Source organism: Lachnoclostridium sp. An118 (assembly GCF_002160985.1).
Classification (GTDB): Bacteria; Bacillota; Clostridia; order Lachnospirales; family Lachnospiraceae; genus Claveliimonas; species Claveliimonas stercoravium.
The window spans coordinates 50,188-73,282 of record NZ_NFLQ01000017.1; the positions used below are offsets into that span (position 1 = coordinate 50,188).

The window sequence follows — 23,095 nt, forward strand, 5'->3', positions numbered from 1 at the left end:
ATCCCCATACATCCATGCATCTCTTTTTTATACAGTCTCAAAGCGCCGGAGCATTTCTTCCACTGTCCCCTTTTTCAGGTCATAGATCCTGTCAAAGAAGAGGCGGATATCCTCTCCCAGCCCGGCCTGCAGCCACTCAGATATCACGCCAAAGCTCACAGCCTTCAAATACTGCACTATCATCAGGCGGTCCGTCTCTTTGATCTGCCGGCCATCCAGCACAGCCTCAATATAAAGGGCAACAATCTGCTCACACATCTGCCAGAGATATGTCTCAAATATCTCCCTGTTTGAGGAATGATAAATATGTAGAAACAGCGTCTTCCGCTCCAGTATGTAGCTGATGGCAGTCTCAAAGAAATCCCTGACCGTATCCGCAGACGGGTACTGCCTGATAATGGCCTCAGCCTGCTCCATCACCATCTCCTCAACCAGGGAGGGGATGTCGTGAAAATAATAGTAGAAGGTATTGCGGTTGACACCGCAGTCAGAGACGATATCCCTGACCTTGATCTGCGACAGCGGCCGCTCGTTCAGAAGCTTTAAAAAGGATTGTTTGATTGCGTCACGTGTAAATTTTGACATAGGCCTCCTCCTCCCAGGACAATGCATCGCCTTCTAAAAAAGCTCTTCCATTTGCAGCGCTCTATATCTGCCCTTCGATTCTACCACATTATCATCCGCACATCCACAGCAAACAGGAAGGCACATATCCGGGAAGGCACTGTGCAGATAATTTCCTTCTGTTATGGTTGACAGAGCCTTTTCCTGCCATTAAACTGAAACTGCTTTGCAAATGGCAGCAACAGTCAGTTGCTTTATCAGTGGTATGTAGAGTGATACACTGTTTGCAAGGAGGCAATAAATGTGGATACCAAAACCGTTATTTATGAATTAAGGACAAAACACGGACTATCCCAGGATGAACTGGCCCAGAAAGTATTTGTTACCAGACAAGCTGTTTCCCGCTGGGAAAACGGGGAAACTGTCCCAAATACAGAAACCTTAAAATTGTTATCAAATGTGTTTGAGGTTTCGATCAATACTCTCTTAGGTTCCCCGAGGAAATTATTCTGTCAATGCTGTGGAATGCCGCTTGAGGATTCCATCATCAGCAAGGAGTCCAACGGAGAATTGAACGAGGAGTACTGCAAATGGTGCTATTCAGGTGGTCAATTTGCGTACCCGTCAAAGGAAGCATTACTGGATTATCTTGTTGAACATATGCCCAATCCTGATAATTCACAAAACGAGGAAAGACGCACTCAGTTTGATCTGTATCTTTCGCAGCTGAAGCATTGGAAAAAATGAAGACTTTACAATATTTCCGGGAACCGCATTTTAATACAAGAAATGGACATGATAACGTATAATTAATTTCGCAAAATCAAATTTAGTTCTATACAGTTTTTATAGGAGATTTTGCACTATTTGATTTTATTTGTTTCCAACTGTCACATATCTATGGTCTATCACAGTTAGTGTTATCAATCCGTTATCATATTTGTGTTATCACTCAAAAATCCTTGTAATATCTTGATATCGGTTGACCACCCGATAAATCTCTAAATACTCATTGCTTACCTTGTAGATGATCACGTAATCTTCCCATATCGCATATTTATAGTCTGTCCGAAAGCTGACCCTCTTAGAAAGATCTGAACCCATTCCCGGGAACATCTGGAGATTTTCAAATTTGCCGCAAATTTCCTTTATGGTCTTTGCAGCATATTCAGCATTATCTTCTGCAATGTAATCTCGAATATTCTTTAGATCCTTTGCAACGATCGGATTGATCCGCAATTTTAACATCTTATTCCCCCACAAGTGCTTTCAATTCATCCAGATTCAGCCAACCTTCGCCATCTTTCACTGCTTCTTCAGCTTCTTGCAGTTTTATCAGAAGTTTTTTCTCTGCACGATCACGCTCATAATCTTCAATATCCATAACCACAAAACGCCCTCTGCCATTCTTGGTCAAATACACTGGTTCCCCTTTGCGACAGTTCTTCAGGACTTCATTATAATTTCTCAAATCAGATACTGGTAAAATATTTGGCATATTCTTTCAGCCCCTTCCTTGATCTCATATTATTTCTGCTACTTATATTATACGCAAAAAGCTGTAAAATTCAACGTAGATTTTTACAGCTTTCTGGAAGGAATTTTCATTATGGATATTTCTGTTATAGCAGTTTGGCGTAGATTAGCCAAATCCCTGAGTTACTCGAACCCGGCGTGCTCTCTGGGATAATTAACTGTATTTGTTTAGGTTGTGTATGAATTCACGCCGGTATTTACTTCAATTACATCAATTATTTTGGTTTACTGATTTTCTGTTGCCAAAATGTTGCCACTCATCTTATATGTTCCACTGCAGTAGTCTTCTCTATTTTGAATAAACTGCGTCATTCTTAGAAAGGAGGTACACACAGTACTGATTCATACTGATCCCTTCTCTTTTAGAATGCTCTGCCAGAGACCGGTGCAGACTCCGGGGAATTCTTAGTTTAAATTGTCCGGAATAATTGTGCGTGGTAAGGTGATTTTACAGCCACAGGGTAAGGAGTTTTTTACATGACGTGGTAAGATCTTTTTTACATCATGCGGTAACGACTTTTTTACATGAGATGGTAAGAAGTTCTTTACACTGTCCGGTAATCACTTTTTTACATCCCCTGCGGCGAGTTTTATCACAGGAGGAGTCAGCGGTTCATCCGATTTTGTATACTGTAAGCAGTACACAAGAGAGGAGACCTTTATGCTGACAAAAACAAAAATGCAGGAAATACAGGATTTAAAACTGCAAGGTTACACAAAAGCTGACATTATCAGATACTATGAAGCGCAGGGGCGCAAGCCTCCCAGCCGTCCCACGATCAGCAAGTATTATGACATGGATGTGCTCCCGGATGATCCCGGTGCTAAGCTCGCAAAACCAAAAACCTTTGACGCAGAGCCTTTCCGCAGCACGATTATCAGTATTCTTGAGACGAACAGCGGAAGAAGTTTCTGTATGTCATCTGTTTACGATGTCCTGGAAGAAAAATTCATCGAAAACGGAGACTATGAAAAACTTCCCGGGAACCAGCAGACGCTCCGCAACTATATCCACTATCTTGAGGATTCCGGACAGATCAACAGGGAACCGGAGCATCGTCGTATCTATGATTATGTTTTTGACACCCCGCCCGGAGAACAGATGCTGATCGACTTCGGTGAGGAGACTCTCTCAAAAACAACGCACATCCATTTCATCTGCCTTTTGCTACGTTACAGTCGTTTTTTATGCGTTTATGCACAGGATCACAAGTATAACTCGGAAGAAGCCTGTAAGGCGATCTATCATAGTTTCTGTAGGCTTGGAGGTCGTCCTAAAGAACTGGTCATCGACCAGGACGCCGTGTTTGTCTCCAGTGAAATCTATGGTGAAGTCATTAAGACCAGAACCTTTGAAGATTTCTGTACAGAACAGGATCTCCGACTCTGGGTATGCAATAAAGCAGATCCTGAAAGCAAGGGACCTATCGAAAACTCTGTTGGGTTCGTGAAGAAAAACTTCTTCAGCGCGCGGAAGGTCACCTGTATTGATGATGTGTGGCGTTCCCTTCCCGGATGGCTGGAACGCAAAAACCAGCGGATCCACCGTTCCACCTTACGGGTCCCAAAAGCAGTCTACGACAGCGTTGAAAAGTCAGCCATGCGGCCTCTTCTTCCATCCGTGTATGAAACATCTCCGAATACGTTCCGTACTTATGAAATCGCGGCATTGCCGTACGTCCTGTATAAATCATGCAGGTATTCGGTTCCCCGTGATTATGCGTTCAAAACAGTACGGTTCAAAGTTGTCAGTGGCAAGATCCACATTTATGATGACCAGCTGAACTATATCTGTTCCCATAATCTCAGCGAGAGGAAAGGAAGTGTCAATCAGCTCCCGGAACACCGGAAACAGGACTCCGGAGACTGGATAGAGATCATGGAACGTCTCCGCGGGAAATGGAACTGCTATGACTTCCAGCACTTCATCAATGGTGTGAAAAAGGAAAATCCGCGGCATATCTCCAAACAGCTTCGGGCAATTGAACAGTTCCTTGATTCTGAGAATCCGGATAAATCCCTGGTAGCGCAGGTGATGAAGGAATGCTGCCAGAAATACCGGTATCAATTCTCACAGTTTAAGGTCATTTACAGCCTTGCAAAAGCCGGCCGGGAACTGGCTACAGACGACTGCCGCGCACAGGTTCCATCCGGCAGTGTCAGCTATACGGATCTTTCCGTTTATGCAAAAGCTTTTCAGGAACGCACAGAGAGGAAGGGGGCTGCTGCTCGATGAACCGTGAAATCTTAAAAAGTATGGATACCGGCCATATCCCTGTACAGCGGCTTACGGCCCTGCTTGAAACGTTTGCCTTAAAACATGCGGCGCGTATGCTTCCGGATCTTCTGGAAACCGCAGATCTTCAGGACTCCTCCTGCAGGGAATTCCTCCTGGCTGTTCTTGAGACCGAAGTGAAAGGGCGGAACGAACGGCGTCGGAAGCGCAACTATTCCGCGGCGCATTTCCCGCCAAATATCCGGCCGCTGGAAGAGTTCGACCCGGAAGAGCTGGAGTCAGGGATCACCCAGGCACAGCTCTCCGTTTTGAAAGAACTGTCCTGGCTGGACAACTGCGGCAACCTTGTCTTTGCGGGGCCTCCGGGCCTCGGTAAGACCATGGTTGCCTGTGGCCTCGGCCTACAGGCTGTCAACAGCGGCTATACTGTATGTTTTGAGAAGATGACCAGCCTGATCAAGATCCTTGATACCGCAGAGACAGAGCGCGCAGCCGGATTCCGACTCAAAAATATCAAGAAAGCACAGCTTGTCATCATTGATGAGATCGGCTATACACCGATAAGCCGCGGACAGGCAAACCGCTTTTTCACATTTATCAGTGACACCTATGAAACCAGTTCCATCATCTTTACCACCAACAAAGAGATCGTTGACTGGGCTGAGATGATGGGGGATCCAGTACTTACCACTGCAATGCTGGACCGGATCCTGCACCATGCCAAGTGTTACTCTTTCCGCGGGGAATCCTACCGGCTGAAGCACCCTGACCTGTACCTGCAGGGAGAAACTGGGATGTAAAAATCTGCTTACCGGGTAAAGTAAAAAAGTACTTACCTTACGATGTAAAAATCTGCTTACCAAGGTATGTAACAAACTCCTTACCATACGATGTAAAAAACATCTTACCTAACAATGTAAAAAAGTGCTTGACATTTGCAAATAATCTTCTAAATTATCCGGTTCGTGTATCTCAATTCCTTCTTCCAGTGCAGCTTCAATCCATGCCTTCTTGGCGTCTACCGCATTTACAACCGCATCTTCAATCGTTTTCCCACAGGTAATACAGCCCGGCAGATCAGGATAAGAAACCACATATCCGCCTTCATCTTTATCTTCTACGATTTCCATTCGATAAGACATCTTCATATAATCATTCAGCGTCTTCATCATTTCTCGCCTCACTTTCTACAACCTATCTCACAAGTTCCACATAAACCTTCTTAATTGGTTCATGCTTTGGTATCGTAATTGGCTGGCATCCAGATTTTCGAAATGTATAATGACTACTACCACTTCTCGGAGCATTCATCTTGTAACCATAACTTTCTAATACTTTCCGCAGCTCATCAAACCGGAGGTCTCTCGATAAAGTGCAGATACGCATTAATAGTTTATCCCATTTTGACATTTGAATACCTCCTGTTTACATTATATGTGGTGTCATATTTGGTGTCAATAATATGTATCATAATTTATCCGCACTGGCAACAAAAAATCTTTTTAAAACTATAACCATATGCAATATATCAAATGGCAGATACCCGTAGAATATCTGCCATTTGATGTAATCTGAGTAAAAATGTAATTATTCGAACTCGGCTCTGTCGAGTCAAAACCTAACGGAATTAATTAAGGTTTCGCTTACAATATGCCTAATTTTTATTTCTATTACATAATTTCCACTGGCTTTCTGATGAACTGTTGCCAGAATGTTGCCATGGGCTTATTATAACAAAAAGTCTCTAGAATAAAAAGGTTTATTACTCTCAAACCGGCCTGCTTTTATCTAGTCTTAGTCAAGTCGTAACCAGCCGCATCATTTTCACTCTTATCATAAGCATTATTGATGTATTTAAATGGGTTTGCCAAAAAAGTTTCTTCATCAACATATGCAATATAAGATCCTGTTAATGAATTTACTGTTTTACATACATCACAACTGTATTTTTTTGGATTTTGATTAAAACGATTGTTATTTATAATATCATATACTTTCGATTCTTCATATGTAGTCGATGAACAACCATCAGCATTCTTATGTGTTGTTTTAAACCAATCATATCCTCCATTGTATTTCATAATAACCCCTACAACACCATTATTATGAGAGGTTCTTCCCTTTCGTGTTTCATCTTTCAAACAATACTCTATTTCCCAATCTATCCATTTACTTTCTTTCATGTGTGGGGAAATAATAACAATTGTAACAGATGTATCATACATCATATCTCTCAAATTTTTCTTAATATTATCCGTTGTTGTATCAGTCAAATCAGGCGAGTCACTTGTTTCTCCCTTATAATAAGATGCATCCTCCCCAAGAGCATCAATGATATCATCTCTAAGCTGCTGAGCCTCGCTCCATTTGTATGAGATAAAAGTTTTATGTGCCATAATACCTCCTTTTTCTATGTTACACTGGACTATGTTTTCCATTTTTAAACAATCCTATAAACGAAATAATGTTATTAACCAAATCATAGTTATTAGATTTATGGTTTAATTTTGCAAATGCTTCTATTAATGAGTCATCAACATTCGTATAGTAAGCTGACAAATCCTTATTGACTTCATTCCAAATTTCTTGTGCAATATACCCTGTACATCCTACCGGAACTATCAAATTGTGCTTATCAACAGCGATTTCATATTCAGACCTCATACCATTAGCCAACACTACTTTACTATCCACTAATTTATTTCCAAATAAAAAAATGGACACACCAGCACGCGAAATCATGTCTTCTCTATATTTTTTCCATAAAATTTGGCGAGTGCTATTATCCACAACTCCTTGCGGAAACGGTCGCAATAGAAGCCTGTCCTCATTTACACTCTTTTTATTCATATATATTTCTTGCAAAGCTCCGGTTATCACGGCACTCCCCACACCCAAACCAAAGCCAGAAATAATATTAAAATCTTGTGCAATTAACTGTTGGCTCAACGTCCGAATTAATTCTAACGCATCCATTTCAGTATAATCTCCATACTCTTCTGCACTTCCAGAGATAAAAATATTATTCTGGTTCAATCTCTTACTAACTTCATTCAAGATATCTGTAATCTCGCTGTATTCGTCTATTAGCAAAGCACGGATATTATAACGTTTAAGATCCTCAACAAAAAAATCATGCTTGCGCTTTGCGTATTCATATTCAGCCCGATCCGAATAATCTTCTGCATTCACTTTGCGCATAATTGCATAATGTTGTCTGTTGTTTTGATTCCCATAATCAATTCTGACTCTACTTAATATATAATCGATGTTAGGATCAGAAAAGCTAAAACCAACAAACAAAAATGTTTTTGAAATCAGATCTCCACTCAACGCAGTAATAAACTGAGCGTGATCTCTATAATATTTTTCATAATCATCTTTTATCAGAATCGCTTCATCGGGATTATTCTTATCACCATGCATTTTATACACAATCGCATCTCTGTGTGGCTTAGTAAGCGACAGTTGTTTATTATTATATTTTACGTCCACAATCCTTTTTGATTCAGTCAAAGCATCTTCAATCAATGAATCATAATTTGTTGTCCAATATGTCGAAATAGGAAGACGCGCAATAATTCGATGATTTTCATCCACGTCTTTCTCTTTAGTGAATTCATCAAAAATTACATCATTTATAATGCTTCTGTTTCCGTTTTTGTTATAACAATACTGTGCTAAAGAAACTAAATCATATTCCTTATCAACATCAAGTTCTAAATCATCTGCCACACTTCTGAGCAAATTTTTCCAATCTACATATCCTGCACTTTTAGAGAATCCAGCTCCAATAAACATGGCCGCGCTGTTATCTTTAATTTCTTTTACATATTTATCAATAAATGACGAAATTTCTCTATTCAAATTTTGACCTCCCTTTGTGTCTATTTCTGGGGAATACTTTTCTCCCCCAATGGCATATTCTCTTTACATTATAGTTGGTCATTTTTTAGTTATCATTCTGTTTTAATAAATAAAACTCTGTATCATAATAATCTTAAACTGATTTAACAATTTTATAGGAAGGTGTATTATCTTTGTGGTTAAAAGCAATGCTTATATCGACCTGAGAATAATTCAAAAAATCGTCCCACGTAACTACATAAGCATAACCATTTTCAATATTGCTCTTCAATATAGGGAAAAGATTATTTTTATTATAATAATCATACGATCCTCTTTTATCAGGTAGAATAACAGCAAGCAATGCATTCCGATGACTTGTACGATTATTTCGTGTCGTCTCTCTAACTGAAAAACTGATTTCCCACGGAATCCACTGCGAACGTTGCCACTTTCCAGTTTCTTTCATATTGGGAGATATCAAAACAATTGTAATTGTACTGTCATAAATTTTATTCTTTAAGTGATTCCAAATGGCATCCTCGCTCCACGAAGAAATATCTTCATCACTTTTTTCACCTTTATAAATATCGTCATCACACAAAACTTTATTTTTTATGTAATCAACATAATCACATGGCCAAGTCGGTTGTGTAACGTTAGGCATCATCTGCACATCATTGTCTTTATATTTATAAGATACAAATACTTTTTTCCCCAATTCATTCACCTATCTTTCCATATTCCGATCAACAAAAGTTTTTATGTAGTTTCCCGTAGAATCTTGACTTCGAACACAATAAATCGTTCTTATGTTAGCATTTTCTATAATTTCAGAACTTGTTTTCGTGTAAAGCCACATGCTTCCCTCACTTGTGTATTCGTTATGTTACTTATTTGCTGAACATATTCCATTATACACTCTTTGGCTTATACATATTTTAACACTTTGACCTGCGTATATTCAATATCTGTCTTTACTGCCTCATACATTTTTGCTGTGTACATAAGTTTCCACATTACTTACAAGTACATATTTTTGCTACAGCGCATAGAACTGTCCAGTATTTAACTATAAATACCATTACGACAATCCCTAATGGCACCAAATAAAACCAACGTAAAGTTTTTGACCACATAACTTTCCAGACAGATTCAACTTCTTCAATTTTCCCACTAAACTTACTAGGATTTAATTGATACATTAGTTCTCTATTATTTTGTGGTCTCATTTCTAAGACCCAATCATATATTTTTCTGTATACTTTTTCTGTTCTAAGGAAAAAACCATCCAGATACCAAAAATCAAATTAACCGCCGTTAATGCTATACACAATAAAAGCAAATTTATTTTTTCAGGCAGTAAAGCTAATATAACCGCATAAATTGATACAAACCATCCTTTAATCATAAATGAATTTTGTGCCATTCTAGTTATACATGATTGTATCAAGTCAATTTCTTTATGGATTTCTTCAATTGAAATCTCTTTTTTATCTCTCATATCTTTTCACCCTGGATCACATTAATATTTGAAATATCTTTTTGTTTCCTCCACCACGTCTTTAAAATAATCCATATATAATAAATCTAACGGGAATGGATATTCCATATCAAACTGCCTATTCCATTGTTCCAAAACATCTTGATTTATCTTTATTAAGTGTTGAGTAGGTGCATTGTATGATATGGTTAAATTATTGCTTGTAGCCTCAAACCGACGACTTTCATTAATTGAATGGTATAATTCCGTATTATATCTATAAAAGTACAACGGTTTCTTACGAACTATCTCACTACACACTAATTCCGAATAAATCCATGGAGAATATGTTATGTCAATACTTTTTGAATCACTATTTATATGAATAGACTTTTCAGTATTGATTAAAAATACGCTTTCACATTTGTCAATCATTTTTTGAAGTGCAATATTCAACATGGTATTAACATGTTCAGAAACCTTTAAACATTGTTTATGATTATACAAATAGCCACCATTATCATTTGATCTCTTGTTACTATAATTTGAGTTAAGCATTTCAGAAATATCTCCTGCATAACACCAAACGTTTGAATCCACAAAACATTTCAAATTAAAAGTATCGTTAAGCCATCCCGCAATTGCATTCACTAATTCCTTATCCCCACTTGAATGTGACAGGAAAATATCAGCATCCACTTCTGGAAACCAATCCTTCTGTATTTTTGAACCGTCAACAATATTATTATTGATATACTCACTCAATGCATTTTCTATCCCGTCACATTGTGCTCCGAGATGTTCTTCCCCGATTTTTTGATATTCATGAAAAGATTTCTGTTGTGATTCAAAAAAATGTTTGTCAATTTCTAAATTAAAACCTGCAAACATATATTTACCCTCCGTATTCTCTAGTAATCAAATTATATCACTATTTATCCAAGATTCATATTCTCGTCTATTGTTTTTCCTTATTCCTTATTCTCTTTGTTATAATTTCCATGGTGCTACCATTCACGGTAGGCGGTTAGTCCTTCTCCAGAGGGACTGTGACCCTCTGTTTACATAGAAATCTCCAGACTATCTGCGGAAATCTTGCTAAAGGAGGGGATGCTAATGTTGACTCTCGAAGGTCTGATTGCTGTTATCAGCTTATGCTTAACAGCCTTTGGACTTGGTTACGCAATAGGAAGCAATCACGCAAAAAAATAACCGCCCCAGCCTCGCAAACTGAACGGTTATTTTTCTTAACTAATCATAATGTGGGCTAACCATCTATCGGTAGCACCTTTTCTATAATCATATTAGCATCATACACTAGATATGTCAAACAGATTTCTCCTCCAAATTCAAGCTTCCCTACGTTAATCTTTATCTTCGAACGTATGATACGTAACAACAACTGCAGCTTCTTCTGGAAATATGTCTCCTTCTTCGAAATCAGAGCCACCATTTATTGATACTTTTTCAACCGATCCATCTTTTGTGATGAACCCTGTTATTAGATCTTTATTCTTTTTAGTAGTGATTTCTATAAAACCCGCATTTTCCAAATCAATAATTACCTGCTCATAGTTTTCACCTTTTAAATCCTTTGAAGAAAATGGAACCTGCACTTCATTTGCATCCGGTTTTCCAGCCACCTCATAAAATCTACTAATCCCGAAACATATTGCTGCAATCAAAAACAATATACCCATGCAAGCAAACACTACCCTATCGTTTCTCTTTTTTTCACGCTCTTCATATTCGAGCTGTTTTAGCTGAATCTTTTCCTTTCGTTCGTGTTCCCTAATTTTTGCCTCATCGGTATATGTTTGATGGTAATTAATTTTTTTAGTAATCTCTACTCGTTTTACTCCATCATCCATAAATATCTTGCTACCACAGTAAGAACAGAACATGGATTTTCTATCTTGTTCAATTTCTACAGTCGCACCACAAGCAGGGCAATTCAATTGATACATCTTCATAAGTATTCCTCCAGGCTAATAGTTAATCGACCTCCAACAAGTTCGCCGACTGCATCAAAATTGTTCCTACTGCTATTCCTAACAGCATAGTCAGCATTACATCCTGTCGCTCATTACAACCGATTATATACTCTCCCCATTTCATTCCTAAATCAGAAGGCACTTTGTTGATCTGAATCAGAATGTGCTTTCCTTTTTTTCCATATACCTTTATTTCAGAGCCAGTGTCATTACACTCCATTCTATAATCGCTATTCACCAAGTTGAATTTTCTCTTATCGAACATTTCGCTGGATTTTAATTCATACTTAATATGTCCACACTCAATAATGCAACTTTTTTTCTTTGCTACCAAAAATGCCATTTCATTCGCAGCCATGTCTACGAATGTATATTTACACTTTCCAAATTTCTCTCCTTCACTATATGCTAAATATAAAGGCTCATTTTCCGGAGAATATATTCCAAAGAAATTCTTCTTCAAACCAAACTCTTTGGCGTAATCCATATCGTCCTGTACTTCTTTAACCTCTCTCACGATATATTTATTTGCATACGGATAATTTGCAATATATTCTAAATTCTTCTGTTCACGTTTTACAAATACATCTTCTAATTTTTGTCCGATTGCTTCAAATCCTGCCCCAATAGCAGAAGCACCTGCCCCAACAATCTTTCCTAATATTCCCATCTTAATCCAATCCTCATTTTATGTTTTAAAGCTACTCAAGTTCTTCGTCATCATTCATTTCAATCTTTGTATTTCCACCAATAGCAGACGCAAGCACTCCAGCTACCGTCCCTATTGCAGCCGCACCAATAACAGCTAATGTAGCAATAAACTTTTTATTCTCTGAATCTTTTTCGCCTTTCATCTTGTTTACTTCTATCATTTTATCAATAATATACCTCTTCTCATCGAAAGATAAGTTTTCTTTGTCCAGCTCTTTTTGCAATGAAGTGATAATAGCATCACATGATGAGTAATATGATTTCACACTCTCGCTATTTTCATCAAGAGCCTTGTCCAAAGTCTGCTTATAATCCTGCAGAATATCCTTCATAGTATGTGCGAACTCAGGAAACTGTTCAATTGCCTTCTTTGCAACTTCCGGGTCCATCCTATCAAGCATAGAAGCCATAGTAATGACTTTATCCTTTGTCAAATGTCGAAAATCATCTATCCCTAATTTCTTCAATACTTTTTGTTCTGTTAATGATCTAGCCATATTTATACCCCCATTATCAATTTATTCATGTATAATATAATCCGTAAATTTCGCGACAGTTACCAATTTATACTTGAACCAATTGTACAAATAATAAGAAAAAACACAATGACTCCAGCCATCATCAGTATCCCTTGCACCATTTGTTTACGTTCTAATTCACGTTTAAGTTCCATATTTTTACGTTTTTCTTCTTGACGAATCTGATATCGTGTCTTACGTTTTGGACTTTTTTCTTTCCTTTCCAGACCTCTTTCTATCATTCCTTCTACATCAGCTTGAAGGCTTGCCTCTTTCTTTTTAAAATTAAATGCCAGTTTCATCCCATTCCTCTTTCCTGTATATAAAAGATGATTTTAAATACATCACAATACTGCAATTTATTTTAGTATATCACATTAATAATTACTTGTAATTAACAAAGACCTATATCTCGTCTAATTAGTCACCTCTCCATCCACAAATAATTCAAATTCCTCCGGGTTATTACATATGTCATATTTCTCATTATACTCTCTCTGGATATAATCAATTTTCATCGCCACTTTTGCCTCTTCAATATCATTGTCGCATAAATATACTTGCATATGAATTCCAGTCGCATATCCTCTATCTGTAGAAAACTTAATTGTATGAAATGAATTTTCCGTACACATCTTCACCAGTAATTTTGCGAATTCTTCTTTATCTTCGATCCTATCCCGATTTGCAACTACTTTAAGATACTGATCCCGATTCATACTGATACTGCTCACTACATCCGGCTCCATTGATATTTCTTCCTCAGATTTCTTTTCAAAATGATATCCCGTCATGATAACAAATATCATTATTACGCACACTATACATATACGTTTCTCATTCATACTTCTTATCCCTCTTGTTTGCAATCTATGCATTGCAATTATAGAAAATTTTTAAAGTAAAATCAATATAAGCACAAGGACAATGATGCAAATGAAAGGTATGGATTATTTATGGAGCAAAAGTTACGACAAATCAATGACGTTTCCCTTGGAAATAATTTACGAAACTTAAGAACCGCAGCTAATCTCACACAAGAACAGGTTGTTGCTCAATTACAGCTGCGAAATCTTCCAACTACCCGTAGCATTTACTCTCAGATCGAAGCAGGTACCTACAACATCAAAATTAGTGAACTCATTGCCTTGACCGAAATATTTCATACCGATTTCAACACAATATTTAATGGACTATCCTACAACAAATAACCCTGGATCAACAGTTTTCATTCTGCCATCCAGGGTTTCGCTTATCAGTCATATTCTCCAAATATATACGAGTTATAGTTCCATTCCATTTCTCTGCTTCTTCTTTTTCGGCTGCTGTTCCACAATCTGTTTTTTCTCCTCCAACCGTTCATGAATACTCCTTTTCTGCCCGGTGCTTTTCTGCATTTCCTGTTTCTCGACATTCGGAATATTCGCCGGAATCGTCAGATACATTTTTTCCTGTTTCGGTTCCGGCGAATCCCATACTTTCTGAGCCTGTTGAACTTTCTTCAACTCCGCTCTTGCAGTCTTCATTGCCTTTGTAACTTCCAGTGCATTCTGATATCCATATTGAGCCGGAATCAAATCCAGTGCAGCCTTCGCCTTTTCCAACTGGACTTTTTTCGCATCAATCTTTCCTTCCAGTTCTTTCTGCTCTTTTCGGTGGAACCATTTCTTTTTCACTTCCTTCAGATCTTTTTCCAGTTTCACGATGGCTTGCTCAATGGCATAAATCTTCTGTTCCTGTTTTTTCATCTTATTGAGAATTTGCTGTAATCTCATAACTTCTGCTTCCTGTTTTTCCGAGGAAGGACGTTCTCCTTTTGATTTTGCTGGCAGTGGCTCTGGCGTAATGTCAATCCTCATATCATGATCAATCAGCGGATTTCCTTCCGAATCTCTATCGCAGTATTTCGTCTCCCGCAGAAATTCTACAAATCCCCTCAGGTATCCGACTGCTTTCTGAAGAATCCCGGTAAATAATTTCGGATCCTGCCCATAATCTCGGAGCGACTCCGCCACCGGTTCATCAATCTGTGATTGCTTTGCCATCATCACTTCTACTTCTGATGCACCTGTAAGCAATGCCCGATCTACATTCCGGTTCCATTCCTGCCGGAGATAATTATCTGCCCTGATCTCCGCTTCTTTGGGATTGTTTTTCCCAATCTTCTTGGTAGCAAGATAAGGTCCGCCTTTCTGAAATACCTGCAGCTTCTCATTTTCATCTTGCACAATCTCATTGATAGCATCCGTCATGACCTGCTTCATATTTTCAAGAAATGCATGGGACTTAAATTCCTCTTTCTTTGGTTGAAAGAAATTCGTCTCATACACTTCTCCTTTTTTGATGATCTTACATCCGGACCGGAGATTTCCGCCCTCATCGAGGATTTCCTTTTTCGTCCTCACATGCTTTCCCTTTTCATTATAAAACATATTTCTACTGGCAATTTTCCGCTCCACTTCCTGCTGGATTTCCCGTTCCGAAAAGATCAGATGGATATGTAAATTCGTTTTACTCTTATTATGATGCAAAGCTGCACAGCAGCCCACATCATACTTTTCCAGAAATTTCGATGTTATATATTTTAGCAGAATCTCATGGTCATAATCGATCAGGCTCGGCGGTAACATAATAATCAGCTCTCTGGCTTCAATACAGGTTCCCTCTGTTCCGCTTTTTGTAAAATCCTGCTGATTCTGTTCGGCAAGCAGATTCCAGTAGCTGCCCTCCACATTGGAAAAGACCGCATACAGATTTTCCTGCCGCTTTGGGCTGCTGATATAATCCACTCTGCCTTTTACGTCATGCAGCTTGCTTTCCATCACAAAACTATGATTTCGTCTGTTCACACTTCCTCCTTTCCGCCGGATACACTGCCCTCAGAAATCATCACCTCTATTCGCTTTTACAGAATACTTTGGCAAGGCAAAATCTGCCCCTGCGAGGCCCTCCGGGAGGACGAAAGACACAGAGCATAAGCTTAGCTTGTGCGATGGGTGTATTTCGCTCTCAATCGCCGAGGGCTCTTTTGGTCATATCCGGATGATTCTATATCTACTGATGAACGATTTTTTCTAATTGGCGTATCCGCCATTTTTATTGATGCCCGTTTCCGGGACTGTTTCTCGTTTCTGCTTTGTTTTCAAAGTTTTTTCGCTCCTGTTCACACCTTCTTGTTCACATTCCGCCCGGATATTTGTGAACAGAAACCTGTGAACAAGGCTCAAAACATTTTAAAAGTAATGCTTAATCAAATGGGACTTCCATTTTTCATCCACCTTCAGAAATCCCTCTTCATCTTTTTTCGGCTGAATCCTTTTCCACGACCTCTGCGTTCCGATTAATCCACCAAACCTGTGATTGCCATGTTTCGTCCAGCCGATGATTTCATGGTCCATAAGATCACCAATTTCTTTTGACTGCCATTTTGGCACAATGCCTTCCTGATGAAATACCTGCTGATAGATAATGGTCGAACACACATAATCTTCTTCGTATGCATCAAGGAATGCCTGAATCATACCGGTCTGGGTATCTTCCGGCATGAATTCCCTCTGGAGAAGTTTAACGTGATCTTCCATCTCCGGTGAAAAGGTCATCGGATAGTCTCCGCTTTGATAGATCTCCATTGCCTCCGCCCATGCCTGGATAATATACGCTCTGGATTCTGCTTCATTTTCATAAATGGTGGTTTCCGCTTTTTCCGAAAATACCCTGACCGGAGCAAATCTCCGGTTTCCGGTACGGTCAAACGGTAGAAAATTCAGATCATTGGAAGTACCGCAAAATACACACTGGCGATACCGGTCCTCGGCTCGCCTTTCATATGGGATACGATAAATATCCTTCTGCCGACTAAGGAACGATTTCGTCTCTTCAATGCTCTTGGCATTTGCTACTGCATTCATTTCTGACATTTCCACGATCCAGTGTCCCTGCAGATATTCATAAACCTTCTTATCATCGATCCGCTTCATATCGTCCGTAAACCAGTCATCTTTGATTGCCAGATAACGGAAGAATGTGGATTTTCCGGTTCCCTGCCCTCCAACCAGACAGAGCATGATGTCATATTTGGCTCCCGGCTCATACAGCCTGCGGATTGCTCCCATCATATGCATCTTCATCACCTCTCCGGTATATGCAATATCTTCTGCTCCAAAGAAATGTGTCAGCATATGCTGAATCCTCGGAATACCATCCCATTTCAGACTCTCCAGATATTCAAGAATCGGGTGAAAACTGTTTTCATTCGCCACGATATCGATTGCCTTTACAATCACCCGGTCACTGGTCAGTCCATAATTCTTTTCCAGATATAACGCTATATTGTTCATATCAGTATCCGTCATATGAACACCACGCCTTTTCCAGGGCATTTTCTTCATAATGTCAATCTGACAGGTCATTTCATTTCTACAAATAGCTCCTTTCAGACAGGGATCATGCTCCAACGCATATTTGCAGTTCTGAATGGATTGACGAATTTTCCCCTTTTCCGTGGTATCCAGCCGTTCCCGGATATCCTCCACTGTCAGAAGCTCCGTTTCCACAATCTCCTCTAAGTTCTGCAAGGACTCCTCGCTCATATTCTGCAATTCTCTGTTCATACCGCTTCACCTCCTCCCTTCTGTTCTGGAAAAATCCAGAATCTCTTCATCTGTTCCAAACATCAGCATGTCCACCAGATAACTTATCTTGCTTTCATTCTGTAAAGCTTCGGCAAATAGCGGATGCCATTCCTCTTCCATAGATTCCGGCTTGTAAAACTCCTTCCAGAATTCCATCCATCGTAGATACCGCAGTAATACATTCGCAGCATCCTTTGCCCATCCGTCAATTTTCTTTTGGACAAATTGAATCCGTTCTTCTTTTGTTGGAACCTTCTCTTTTTTCCTGGCACCTGAATTTTGTTTTCTTCCTATCTCTGTTTTCCCGATTGGAATTCCCAAAGAAAAATCTTCGTTGATTTTCTTCGCTGCTTCGAACTGGGATAATCCAAACAGCACCGCCACATAATTAACCGCATCACCTTTTGCCCCGCAGGCAAAGCAGTAATAATTCTGATCAATCTTCATACTGGGATGTTTGTCATTATGAAAAGGACAGCACACCATCCCATTACGTCGCACTCTTAAGCCATATCTTTCTGCCGCCTGCCTTGCGGTGACATGTTCTTTCACTTCCCGAAAAATGTTCATGTTCCATCCTCCTGTATCATTTGTTATTAATTTCAGTAATTTTCCCTCTTTCCGTTACAGGAGAACTTTGCTATACTACACATAAAGCTATATGCGTATAGGCAGACTTCTCCCGTAAGGATTGAGTTTTTGTCTATGAGGCTTTACCAGAGCCTGCATAAGTTTTTGTTACCGTTAGAAATGTCCTTGTTACCAGCAGGGGCATTTTCTTTTTTAGGGATGTTCAGGTGATTCCTCATGCTGCGGCTCCTCCCTCATCCCATTAAATGTCACAGCAACCATCTGGATGGTCTGAAGCAGTTCTTCATTTTCTTCACTGCATTTTTCCAACCGTTTCAGTTCATCTAAAATCTGCTGCATCTGATTTTTCAGAGCCTTGTAGACTCTTGGATTTCCCTGCACGGTCACTTCCCAGTCCATCAACTTTCTCAGGATGTACTCCTGTTTGGTAAGCCCGGATAACGCCACCATGCGATCAATCATTTTTGCTTCTTCCTCGGATACCCGGAATCCCACCGTCCGGTTTCTCCATCGTCCTTTTGCGTCCAACGTTTTCTCCATCAGATTTCATCCTCCTTCTCCATCCGTTCCACATCCAGTTTATTCGCCATCTCCGTCTGTACCGTTGGAAACAAATGTGCATACCGGTACATGATTTTTTCTGCTTCATGCCCTACTCTGTTTCCAATGGCAAGAGCAGTAAATCCCATATGGATCAGCAGGGAAACATGGCTGTGACGAAGATCGTGAATTCGTATAATTGGAACTCCTGTCGCTTTACATCCTCTTTCCATTTCATGTTTCAGATAAGATTTGGAAAATGGGAAGATCCGCTGATCCGGTGCCAGTGAATAATACATCTGAAGATAGTCCTGCATCTCTTCACAGAGAAACTCCGGCATCACAACAATCCGGTTACTTTTTGCTGTCTTTGGTGAAGTAATAATGTCCTGCTTTTTCATCCGATGGTAAGTTTTATTGATCCGCACTGTGTGTTTCTCAAAATCAAAGTCTGACGGTGTGAGGGCAAGCAACTCCCCTTCTCGGATTCCGGTCCAATAAAGCATCTCAAAGGCATAATAGGATCTGGGCTTATCCATCATTGCTTCGGCATATTTCAGATACTGTTCCTTTGTCCAGAATTTCATTTCCTTTGGAACCTCTTTTCCCATACTTCCTGCCTGTCTTGCCGGATTGCAGGGCAGATTATAATAGTTGACTGCATGATTGAAAATTGCCGTGAGCTGTGCCTGAATCGTTTTCAGATAATCCACGGAATAGGGCTTGCCCTTTTCATCCCGATATGCCATCATTTCATTTTGCCAGGCGATCACATCCGCCACGGTAATCTCGTTAATCTTCCGTTTTCCAAAGTAAGGAAGGATTTTTGTCCGCATAATGTGGCTTTTCGTCTCAAATGTACTTTCCTTTACCCTCGGGCGTTTATACTCGGAATAAATCTCATAAAAGCTCTCAAACGTCATATCCAGCTTATTTCCTTTTCGGAGCATCATTTCATGTTCCCATGCAGTCGCTTCCCGTTTGGTCTTGAAGCCACGTTTCTGCGTCTGCTTTCTTTCCCCGGTAAAATCGGTGTACCGGAACACCACTCTCCATGTACCTTTGTCTTTTTCCTGATATACAGCCATCTTAAGTACCTCCTATTTTTCTTCATAAAATAATTTTTTCTTGAAATAATTGGCATCCACACGCCCCGGCACTGTGATCAGTCCCATTCCGCTGAGTTCTTTATTCAGCTGGCGGATAATCTGGTATGCCTTTGACTGTTTGACCTGTAAAATATCCATTACCTCTTCCGCAGTCAGAAACCCATTCTTTAATTCAGACATTCCATTCACCTCCTTCCACATCATCTTCAAGGAAAAAACCCTCTACTTATCCAAACTTTCAAGGCACCTTATACAACCTCATTTTCAAATTTTCTCGAACTTAACGTTATTCAGTTAAGTTTTGTTTGTATTATATTAACTATTTTTCGTTAAGTCAAGTGGTTTGAACATCGGTAATTAAATTTTTTTGTTTAAGTTTTTCTTGCGTCTTATTTTTCCATATGCTATACTGATTTAAACAAATATCGTTAACCACCCGTTCCTATTCATTGCACAACAGTAGGAACTTATATTCAAAATTGAATAAAAGATTTCAGGAAAAGGAGAGATCCCTATGGCATTTGGAAAACGTATTAAATTTTTCAGAAACAGAAAATGTATGAAGCAGAAGGAGCTTGGCGAACTTCTTGGATTCCTTGGAAAAACTTCAGATGTCCGTGTGGCACAGTACGAGACAGAAGCAAGAACCCCTAAAGCTGATCTGGTCAAAGAAATGGCACAGATCTTCGGTGTAAGCACCAGAGCCATCAATGTTCCGAATATTGACTCCTATCTTGGTCTCATGCACACCCTCTTTGCACTGGAAGATATGTATGGAATCAAGATCGGAGAGATTGACGGAGAGCTCTGCCTCCGGCTTGACCGGGAGCACAAAGAATATCAGCACCTGTTCACACCTTTTCATACATGGCAGCAAATGGCTGCAAAATTGGAAGCCGGAGAACTCAGCCAGGAAGAATACGATAACTGGCGATATAACTATCCGGAACTGGATACCTCTGAGATTCGGGCAAAGGTTCCGTCTCAGGAACTCTCTGACGAACTCATCAAGGCACTGAAAAAAGAGAATCAATAAAGAAATGCAATCATCAGAAGTGCCCAAGGGCACGTTCTGAGATTGTAAGCGGTCGCCAAGGTCTCAAGCAAGCTTGGACTTTGGCTCGTCGCTACTACAAAAAGAAAAAACCTTACTGACTGCTCTTTCCAATTTTGGAAACAGTTCATCAGTAAGGTTTTTATGTTATAGAAATAATATTTTATTCAACGGATATTGCAGGAATGTTGCCAATCCGTTGCCATGAATTAACGGAATTTGCTTGGATACGGCATAAATACTGGGTTTATTTTTGCAAAACCCTATTCAAACTCCTCAAAGTCATTGTGCAATCGTGGTATTTCTGGCGGATTTTTCGCAATTCTCGTATCCATATTATACTGTTTTTTAGGGGTATTTTGAGTACCCACAGGTTTTAGTACCATAATAGTTCCACGGTTCCTTTTCTGTTAAAACTATATTTACAATGTCATTAAAATCAGTCTATAATTTTCAGCTTCATTTTTCGCCTCACTTTTAGCTTCATTTTCTGAGGCTGAAAAATTCAGATTTTTTAAGGATAATGGTAAGCTCCTCTTGGTCAGAACAGTATCAATATTCCATTCTTAGATTTTTGAAAACACTAGTCTTCATCATTCTTCATAACTTGTAATTTTTCCAATATTTGCCTAATCGCATTTCGTGGAATCACACACTCTTCATCCATGTGTTTTTCCAATCTAATCCAATCTAAATTTTCATCCAGTAAATAGTTTTTTATTTCATCTTCAACAGTTGCTCCTATTGTCTCCAATAGACCAACTCGTAAAGCTAAGTCTAAGACATAAAAGACATACAAATTGACCATATTATCAGTATCACTATTCGGATCACTTATAAATGAGCCTAAACTTGATGGTTTATAAATATAATGCGTAAGTTCTGTTCTAGTGTCTTGCAAAGCCTCTTTTGCCTTATCAGACGGTACACCCAACATATCTGCTCCGATTTTGTATTTCTTTGTTAAACGTGTACCAACATCTATACATTCTAATACCTTGTTAATATTCCCTCCATTGTTTTTTTGATTACCATGCAAAAAAGCTATTGCAAAACCATCGCATATGTGCATTAACAATACTAATCTATGTTCAATATTTACTGCACTGTAATTTTCTGAATGCAAATAAAAATATGAAGAAAATAATGTTTTATTTAAAGATTTCTGTTCCCTTCCAACATTTCTAATCTGTATATATCGTGTAATAATATCTTCCGATATTTCTCGGTGGTTTCTGCCAATCAGTAAAGCACTGTTTTTCCACTTAGAGTCTGTCACATAATATGGCACTCTAAATAATTCTTTAACATCACGTTTAATATCGTCTACCAAATATTCAACAGGCTTATAAAAATATCCGTCATTCCATGCTAAAATTTCCCATATGGCATAAATAATTTCTTCCAAATTATCTTTACCAACAATTTGTAACTCACAATATGTTCCCTCAATTATAAGGTCTACACTCGTTCCACTTTTATATATAAAATGTATTTCTTGATTGCTCCATGCTGTTGGATTGGAATTTATTTCAAAAACGATTTTCACTTTTTGTGTGAACAATTCATCAGAAACTAATTCTTGTATTTTATTTTGATATTTTTTTAATAATGCCTTATCTCCAACAATAATTTCATTAAACAGCTCTTCTCCTACTTTTTTTCTTAAAATCACTTCTACAAGTTTAGGATTTTTTAACTCGTTTCCTTTTATCAAAGATTTTGGCCTAGCTTTTGTTGATTCCGAAAATCCCAAAGTGCAAGCTCCGTCAGCAGTTGCAAACGAACAAACAACCTTATTCTTTTTAAAATTCTCTTCTGTCTGTAATCCAGTTTTAAAAAGCCTCATCATATCCGGCAAGACTTTAATTTTTCTTCTAACAGTACCTTTTACAGCTTTTTCATCCTGTCCCCTTTTGATAAAATCAAAATCCGTATCCTCTAATGTACCTTGAATGCATTTGTCAAAAAAATCTTGGGAACTAATATTTGAATGTACTCCCGTCAAATGTTGAAAATTATTTTCCATTGCAGCTACTATGTAGTAATCATTCTGTACAAATGCCTCTGAACAGACCAAATACTCATAGTCAACATAAATTGTCTTATATTGTTTAGCCGCCTTTATTATCTCCAAACGGACACGTTCTTTAAAACTTTCTTCAGCCATTGTACTCCTTTATCAAGAAAAAAGGATGACCGCAGCCATCCTTTTTCTGATTTTTAGCAGTTTACTCTGTAATGGGAATGAGTTTAAGGTCTTCATCCCGACCACTGGAAAC

Annotated in this window: 25 protein-coding genes and 3 pseudogenes; 5 read left to right on the forward strand and 23 right to left on the reverse strand. The window is 38.9% G+C overall.

Annotated elements, in window-relative coordinates; all coding sequences use genetic code 11:
• Nucleotides 1-27: 27 nt before the first annotated feature.
• Nucleotides 28-585 (reverse strand): TetR/AcrR family transcriptional regulator, encoded by a 558-nt coding sequence (locus tag B5E62_RS13225; protein WP_162610316.1) that lies wholly within the window; start codon nt 583-585, stop codon nt 28-30.
• A gap of 282 nt (nt 586-867) precedes the next feature.
• On the opposite strand from B5E62_RS13225, the gene B5E62_RS13230 reads away from it, so the two are divergent.
• The gene (locus B5E62_RS13230; RefSeq protein ID WP_087175014.1) at nt 868-1,311 is read left to right on the forward strand and encodes a zinc ribbon domain-containing protein; all 444 of its coding nucleotides are present in this window, start codon (nt 868-870) and stop codon (nt 1,309-1,311) included.
• A gap of 201 nt (nt 1,312-1,512) precedes the next feature.
• On the opposite strand, the gene B5E62_RS13235 is transcribed toward B5E62_RS13230, so the two are convergent.
• The 3 genes and pseudogenes from B5E62_RS13235 to B5E62_RS13245 form a co-directional block, all read right to left on the reverse strand.
• Nucleotides 1,513-1,812, reverse strand: coding sequence for a type II toxin-antitoxin system RelE/ParE family toxin (locus tag B5E62_RS13235; RefSeq protein ID WP_087175015.1), 300 nt, complete (start codon nt 1,810-1,812; stop codon nt 1,513-1,515).
• 1 nt (nt 1,813) lies between these two features.
• Nucleotides 1,814-2,062 (reverse strand): type II toxin-antitoxin system prevent-host-death family antitoxin, encoded by a 249-nt coding sequence (locus B5E62_RS13240; RefSeq protein ID WP_087175016.1) that lies wholly within the window; start codon nt 2,060-2,062, stop codon nt 1,814-1,816.
• Nucleotides 2,063-2,389: 327 nt separating this feature from the next.
• A pseudogene (locus B5E62_RS13245) lies at nt 2,390-2,530 on the reverse strand (toxin-antitoxin system HicB family antitoxin); the annotation flags it as partial.
• A gap of 231 nt (nt 2,531-2,761) precedes the next feature.
• Between B5E62_RS13245 and B5E62_RS13250 the strand changes: the two are divergent.
• Together B5E62_RS13250 and istB are read left to right on the forward strand one after the other, a co-directional pair.
• Nucleotides 2,762-4,336 (forward strand): Mu transposase domain-containing protein, encoded by a 1,575-nt coding sequence (locus B5E62_RS13250; protein WP_087175017.1) that lies wholly within the window; start codon nt 2,762-2,764, stop codon nt 4,334-4,336.
• A complete protein-coding gene (gene istB, locus B5E62_RS13255) occupies nt 4,333-5,136 on the forward strand; it encodes an IS21-like element helper ATPase IstB (protein WP_206414321.1) in 804 nt (267 codons plus the stop codon). Before B5E62_RS13250 ends, istB begins: the two co-directional genes overlap by 4 nt.
• Nucleotides 5,137-5,277: 141 nt before the next feature.
• Here the strand turns inward: istB and B5E62_RS13260 are convergent.
• The 12 genes and pseudogenes from B5E62_RS13260 to B5E62_RS13315 all read right to left on the reverse strand — a co-directional run.
• A pseudogene (locus B5E62_RS13260) lies at nt 5,278-5,505 on the reverse strand (type II toxin-antitoxin system HicB family antitoxin); the annotation flags it as partial.
• 25 nt (nt 5,506-5,530) lie between these two features.
• A complete protein-coding gene (locus tag B5E62_RS17695) occupies nt 5,531-5,746 on the reverse strand; it encodes a type II toxin-antitoxin system HicA family toxin (RefSeq protein ID WP_087175018.1) in 216 nt (71 codons plus the stop codon).
• Between the two features lie 374 nt (nt 5,747-6,120).
• Complete coding sequence (locus B5E62_RS13270; RefSeq protein WP_087175019.1) at nt 6,121-6,732, reverse strand: TIR domain-containing protein; 612 nt, start codon at nt 6,730-6,732, stop codon at nt 6,121-6,123.
• Between the two features lie 19 nt (nt 6,733-6,751).
• Nucleotides 6,752-8,203 (reverse strand): SIR2 family protein, encoded by a 1,452-nt coding sequence (locus tag B5E62_RS13275; RefSeq protein WP_242957928.1) that lies wholly within the window; start codon nt 8,201-8,203, stop codon nt 6,752-6,754.
• A gap of 133 nt (nt 8,204-8,336) precedes the next feature.
• Nucleotides 8,337-8,912, reverse strand: a complete 576-nt coding sequence (locus B5E62_RS13280) for a TIR domain-containing protein (protein WP_242957930.1) — start codon at nt 8,910-8,912, stop codon at nt 8,337-8,339.
• Between the two features lie 504 nt (nt 8,913-9,416).
• Complete coding sequence (locus tag B5E62_RS13285) at nt 9,417-9,686, reverse strand: hypothetical protein (RefSeq protein ID WP_087175020.1); 270 nt, start codon at nt 9,684-9,686, stop codon at nt 9,417-9,419.
• A gap of 21 nt (nt 9,687-9,707) precedes the next feature.
• Entirely contained in the window at nt 9,708-10,556 is an 849-nt protein-coding gene (locus B5E62_RS13290; protein ID WP_087175021.1) for a hypothetical protein, read from the reverse strand.
• A gap of 473 nt (nt 10,557-11,029) precedes the next feature.
• Complete coding sequence (locus B5E62_RS13295; RefSeq protein ID WP_087175022.1) at nt 11,030-11,638, reverse strand: hypothetical protein; 609 nt, start codon at nt 11,636-11,638, stop codon at nt 11,030-11,032.
• A gap of 22 nt (nt 11,639-11,660) precedes the next feature.
• Complete coding sequence (locus B5E62_RS13300) at nt 11,661-12,329, reverse strand: hypothetical protein (RefSeq protein ID WP_087175023.1); 669 nt, start codon at nt 12,327-12,329, stop codon at nt 11,661-11,663.
• Between the two features lie 31 nt (nt 12,330-12,360).
• Nucleotides 12,361-12,867: a hypothetical protein gene (locus B5E62_RS13305; RefSeq protein WP_087175024.1), complete on the reverse strand. Its 507-nt coding sequence runs from the start codon at nt 12,865-12,867 to the stop codon at nt 12,361-12,363.
• Between the two features lie 59 nt (nt 12,868-12,926).
• A complete protein-coding gene (locus B5E62_RS13310; protein ID WP_087175025.1) occupies nt 12,927-13,190 on the reverse strand; it encodes a hypothetical protein in 264 nt (87 codons plus the stop codon).
• A 114-nt stretch (nt 13,191-13,304) separates the two neighbouring features.
• Nucleotides 13,305-13,733, reverse strand: coding sequence for a hypothetical protein (locus tag B5E62_RS13315; RefSeq protein ID WP_087175026.1), 429 nt, complete (start codon nt 13,731-13,733; stop codon nt 13,305-13,307).
• Nucleotides 13,734-13,844: 111 nt separating this feature from the next.
• Between B5E62_RS13315 and B5E62_RS17700 the strand changes: the two genes are divergently transcribed.
• On the forward strand, nt 13,845-14,099 hold the full coding sequence (locus B5E62_RS17700) for a helix-turn-helix domain-containing protein (protein WP_087175027.1): 255 nt from the start codon (nt 13,845-13,847) through the stop codon (nt 14,097-14,099).
• A 72-nt stretch (nt 14,100-14,171) separates the two neighbouring features.
• Here the strand turns inward: B5E62_RS17700 and B5E62_RS13325 are convergent, their stop codons facing one another.
• The 6 genes and pseudogenes from B5E62_RS13325 to B5E62_RS13350 form a co-directional block, all read right to left on the reverse strand.
• On the reverse strand, nt 14,172-15,737 hold the full coding sequence (locus B5E62_RS13325; RefSeq protein ID WP_143468872.1) for a MobA/MobL family protein: 1,566 nt from the start codon (nt 15,735-15,737) through the stop codon (nt 14,172-14,174).
• 397 nt (nt 15,738-16,134) lie between these two features.
• Nucleotides 16,135-17,477: pseudogene (locus B5E62_RS13330) on the reverse strand (VapE domain-containing protein).
• Nucleotides 17,478-17,504: 27 nt separating this feature from the next.
• Nucleotides 17,505-18,089: a CHC2 zinc finger domain-containing protein gene (locus B5E62_RS13335; protein WP_242957931.1), complete on the reverse strand. Its 585-nt coding sequence runs from the start codon at nt 18,087-18,089 to the stop codon at nt 17,505-17,507.
• A gap of 213 nt (nt 18,090-18,302) precedes the next feature.
• Nucleotides 18,303-18,650 (reverse strand): plasmid mobilization protein, encoded by a 348-nt coding sequence (locus tag B5E62_RS13340; protein ID WP_087175030.1) that lies wholly within the window; start codon nt 18,648-18,650, stop codon nt 18,303-18,305.
• Nucleotides 18,650-19,738 (reverse strand): site-specific integrase, encoded by a 1,089-nt coding sequence (locus B5E62_RS13345; RefSeq protein WP_087175031.1) that lies wholly within the window; start codon nt 19,736-19,738, stop codon nt 18,650-18,652. Before B5E62_RS13345 ends, B5E62_RS13340 begins: the two co-directional genes overlap by 1 nt.
• Nucleotides 19,739-19,750: 12 nt before the next feature.
• Nucleotides 19,751-19,939 carry a hypothetical protein gene (locus tag B5E62_RS13350; protein WP_087175032.1) on the reverse strand — a complete coding sequence of 63 codons (189 nt, stop codon included), beginning with the start codon at nt 19,937-19,939 and terminating at the stop codon, nt 19,751-19,753.
• A 334-nt stretch (nt 19,940-20,273) separates the two neighbouring features.
• Here B5E62_RS13350 and B5E62_RS13355 point away from each other — a divergent pair, with 334 nt between their 5' ends.
• Complete coding sequence (locus B5E62_RS13355) at nt 20,274-20,795, forward strand: helix-turn-helix domain-containing protein (RefSeq protein WP_087175033.1); 522 nt, start codon at nt 20,274-20,276, stop codon at nt 20,793-20,795.
• A gap of 601 nt (nt 20,796-21,396) precedes the next feature.
• Here B5E62_RS13355 and B5E62_RS16970 read toward each other — a convergent pair.
• On the reverse strand, nt 21,397-22,983 hold the full coding sequence (locus tag B5E62_RS16970) for a PBECR4 domain-containing protein (protein ID WP_162610317.1): 1,587 nt from the start codon (nt 22,981-22,983) through the stop codon (nt 21,397-21,399).
• Nucleotides 22,984-23,095: the final 112 nt, after the last annotated feature.

Coding starts and splice junctions, on each gene's coding strand:
- B5E62_RS17695 (WP_087175018.1), bottom strand. CDS start 5,746: ATGTCAAAATGGGATAAACTATTAATGCGTATCTGCACTTTATCGAGA.
- B5E62_RS13345 (WP_087175031.1), bottom strand. CDS start 19,738: ATGGCTGTATATCAGGAAAAAGACAAAGGTACATGGAGAGTGGTGTTC.
- B5E62_RS13235 (WP_087175015.1), bottom strand. CDS start 1,812: ATGTTAAAATTGCGGATCAATCCGATCGTTGCAAAGGATCTAAAGAAT.
- B5E62_RS13355 (WP_087175033.1), top strand. CDS start 20,274: ATGGCATTTGGAAAACGTATTAAATTTTTCAGAAACAGAAAATGTATG.
- B5E62_RS13310 (WP_087175025.1), bottom strand. CDS start 13,190: ATGAAACTGGCATTTAATTTTAAAAAGAAAGAGGCAAGCCTTCAAGCT.
- B5E62_RS13335 (WP_242957931.1), bottom strand. CDS start 18,089: ATGAACATTTTTCGGGAAGTGAAAGAACATGTCACCGCAAGGCAGGCG.
- B5E62_RS13315 (WP_087175026.1), bottom strand. CDS start 13,733: ATGAATGAGAAACGTATATGTATAGTGTGCGTAATAATGATATTTGTT.
- B5E62_RS13340 (WP_087175030.1), bottom strand. CDS start 18,650: ATGGAGAAAACGTTGGACGCAAAAGGACGATGGAGAAACCGGACGGTG.
- B5E62_RS13305 (WP_087175024.1), bottom strand. CDS start 12,867: ATGGCTAGATCATTAACAGAACAAAAAGTATTGAAGAAATTAGGGATA.
- B5E62_RS13270 (WP_087175019.1), bottom strand. CDS start 6,732: ATGGCACATAAAACTTTTATCTCATACAAATGGAGCGAGGCTCAGCAG.
- B5E62_RS13240 (WP_087175016.1), bottom strand. CDS start 2,062: ATGCCAAATATTTTACCAGTATCTGATTTGAGAAATTATAATGAAGTC.
- istB (WP_206414321.1), top strand. CDS start 4,333: ATGAACCGTGAAATCTTAAAAAGTATGGATACCGGCCATATCCCTGTA.
- B5E62_RS13300 (WP_087175023.1), bottom strand. CDS start 12,329: ATGGGAATATTAGGAAAGATTGTTGGGGCAGGTGCTTCTGCTATTGGG.
- B5E62_RS13285 (WP_087175020.1), bottom strand. CDS start 9,686: ATGAGAGATAAAAAAGAGATTTCAATTGAAGAAATCCATAAAGAAATT.
- B5E62_RS13350 (WP_087175032.1), bottom strand. CDS start 19,939: ATGTCTGAATTAAAGAATGGGTTTCTGACTGCGGAAGAGGTAATGGAT.
- B5E62_RS13295 (WP_087175022.1), bottom strand. CDS start 11,638: ATGAAGATGTATCAATTGAATTGCCCTGCTTGTGGTGCGACTGTAGAA.
- B5E62_RS16970 (WP_162610317.1), bottom strand. CDS start 22,983: ATGGCTGAAGAAAGTTTTAAAGAACGTGTCCGTTTGGAGATAATAAAG.
- B5E62_RS13250 (WP_087175017.1), top strand. CDS start 2,762: ATGCTGACAAAAACAAAAATGCAGGAAATACAGGATTTAAAACTGCAA.
- B5E62_RS17700 (WP_087175027.1), top strand. CDS start 13,845: ATGGAGCAAAAGTTACGACAAATCAATGACGTTTCCCTTGGAAATAAT.
- B5E62_RS13290 (WP_087175021.1), bottom strand. CDS start 10,556: ATGTTTGCAGGTTTTAATTTAGAAATTGACAAACATTTTTTTGAATCA.
- B5E62_RS13225 (WP_162610316.1), bottom strand. CDS start 585: ATGTCAAAATTTACACGTGACGCAATCAAACAATCCTTTTTAAAGCTT.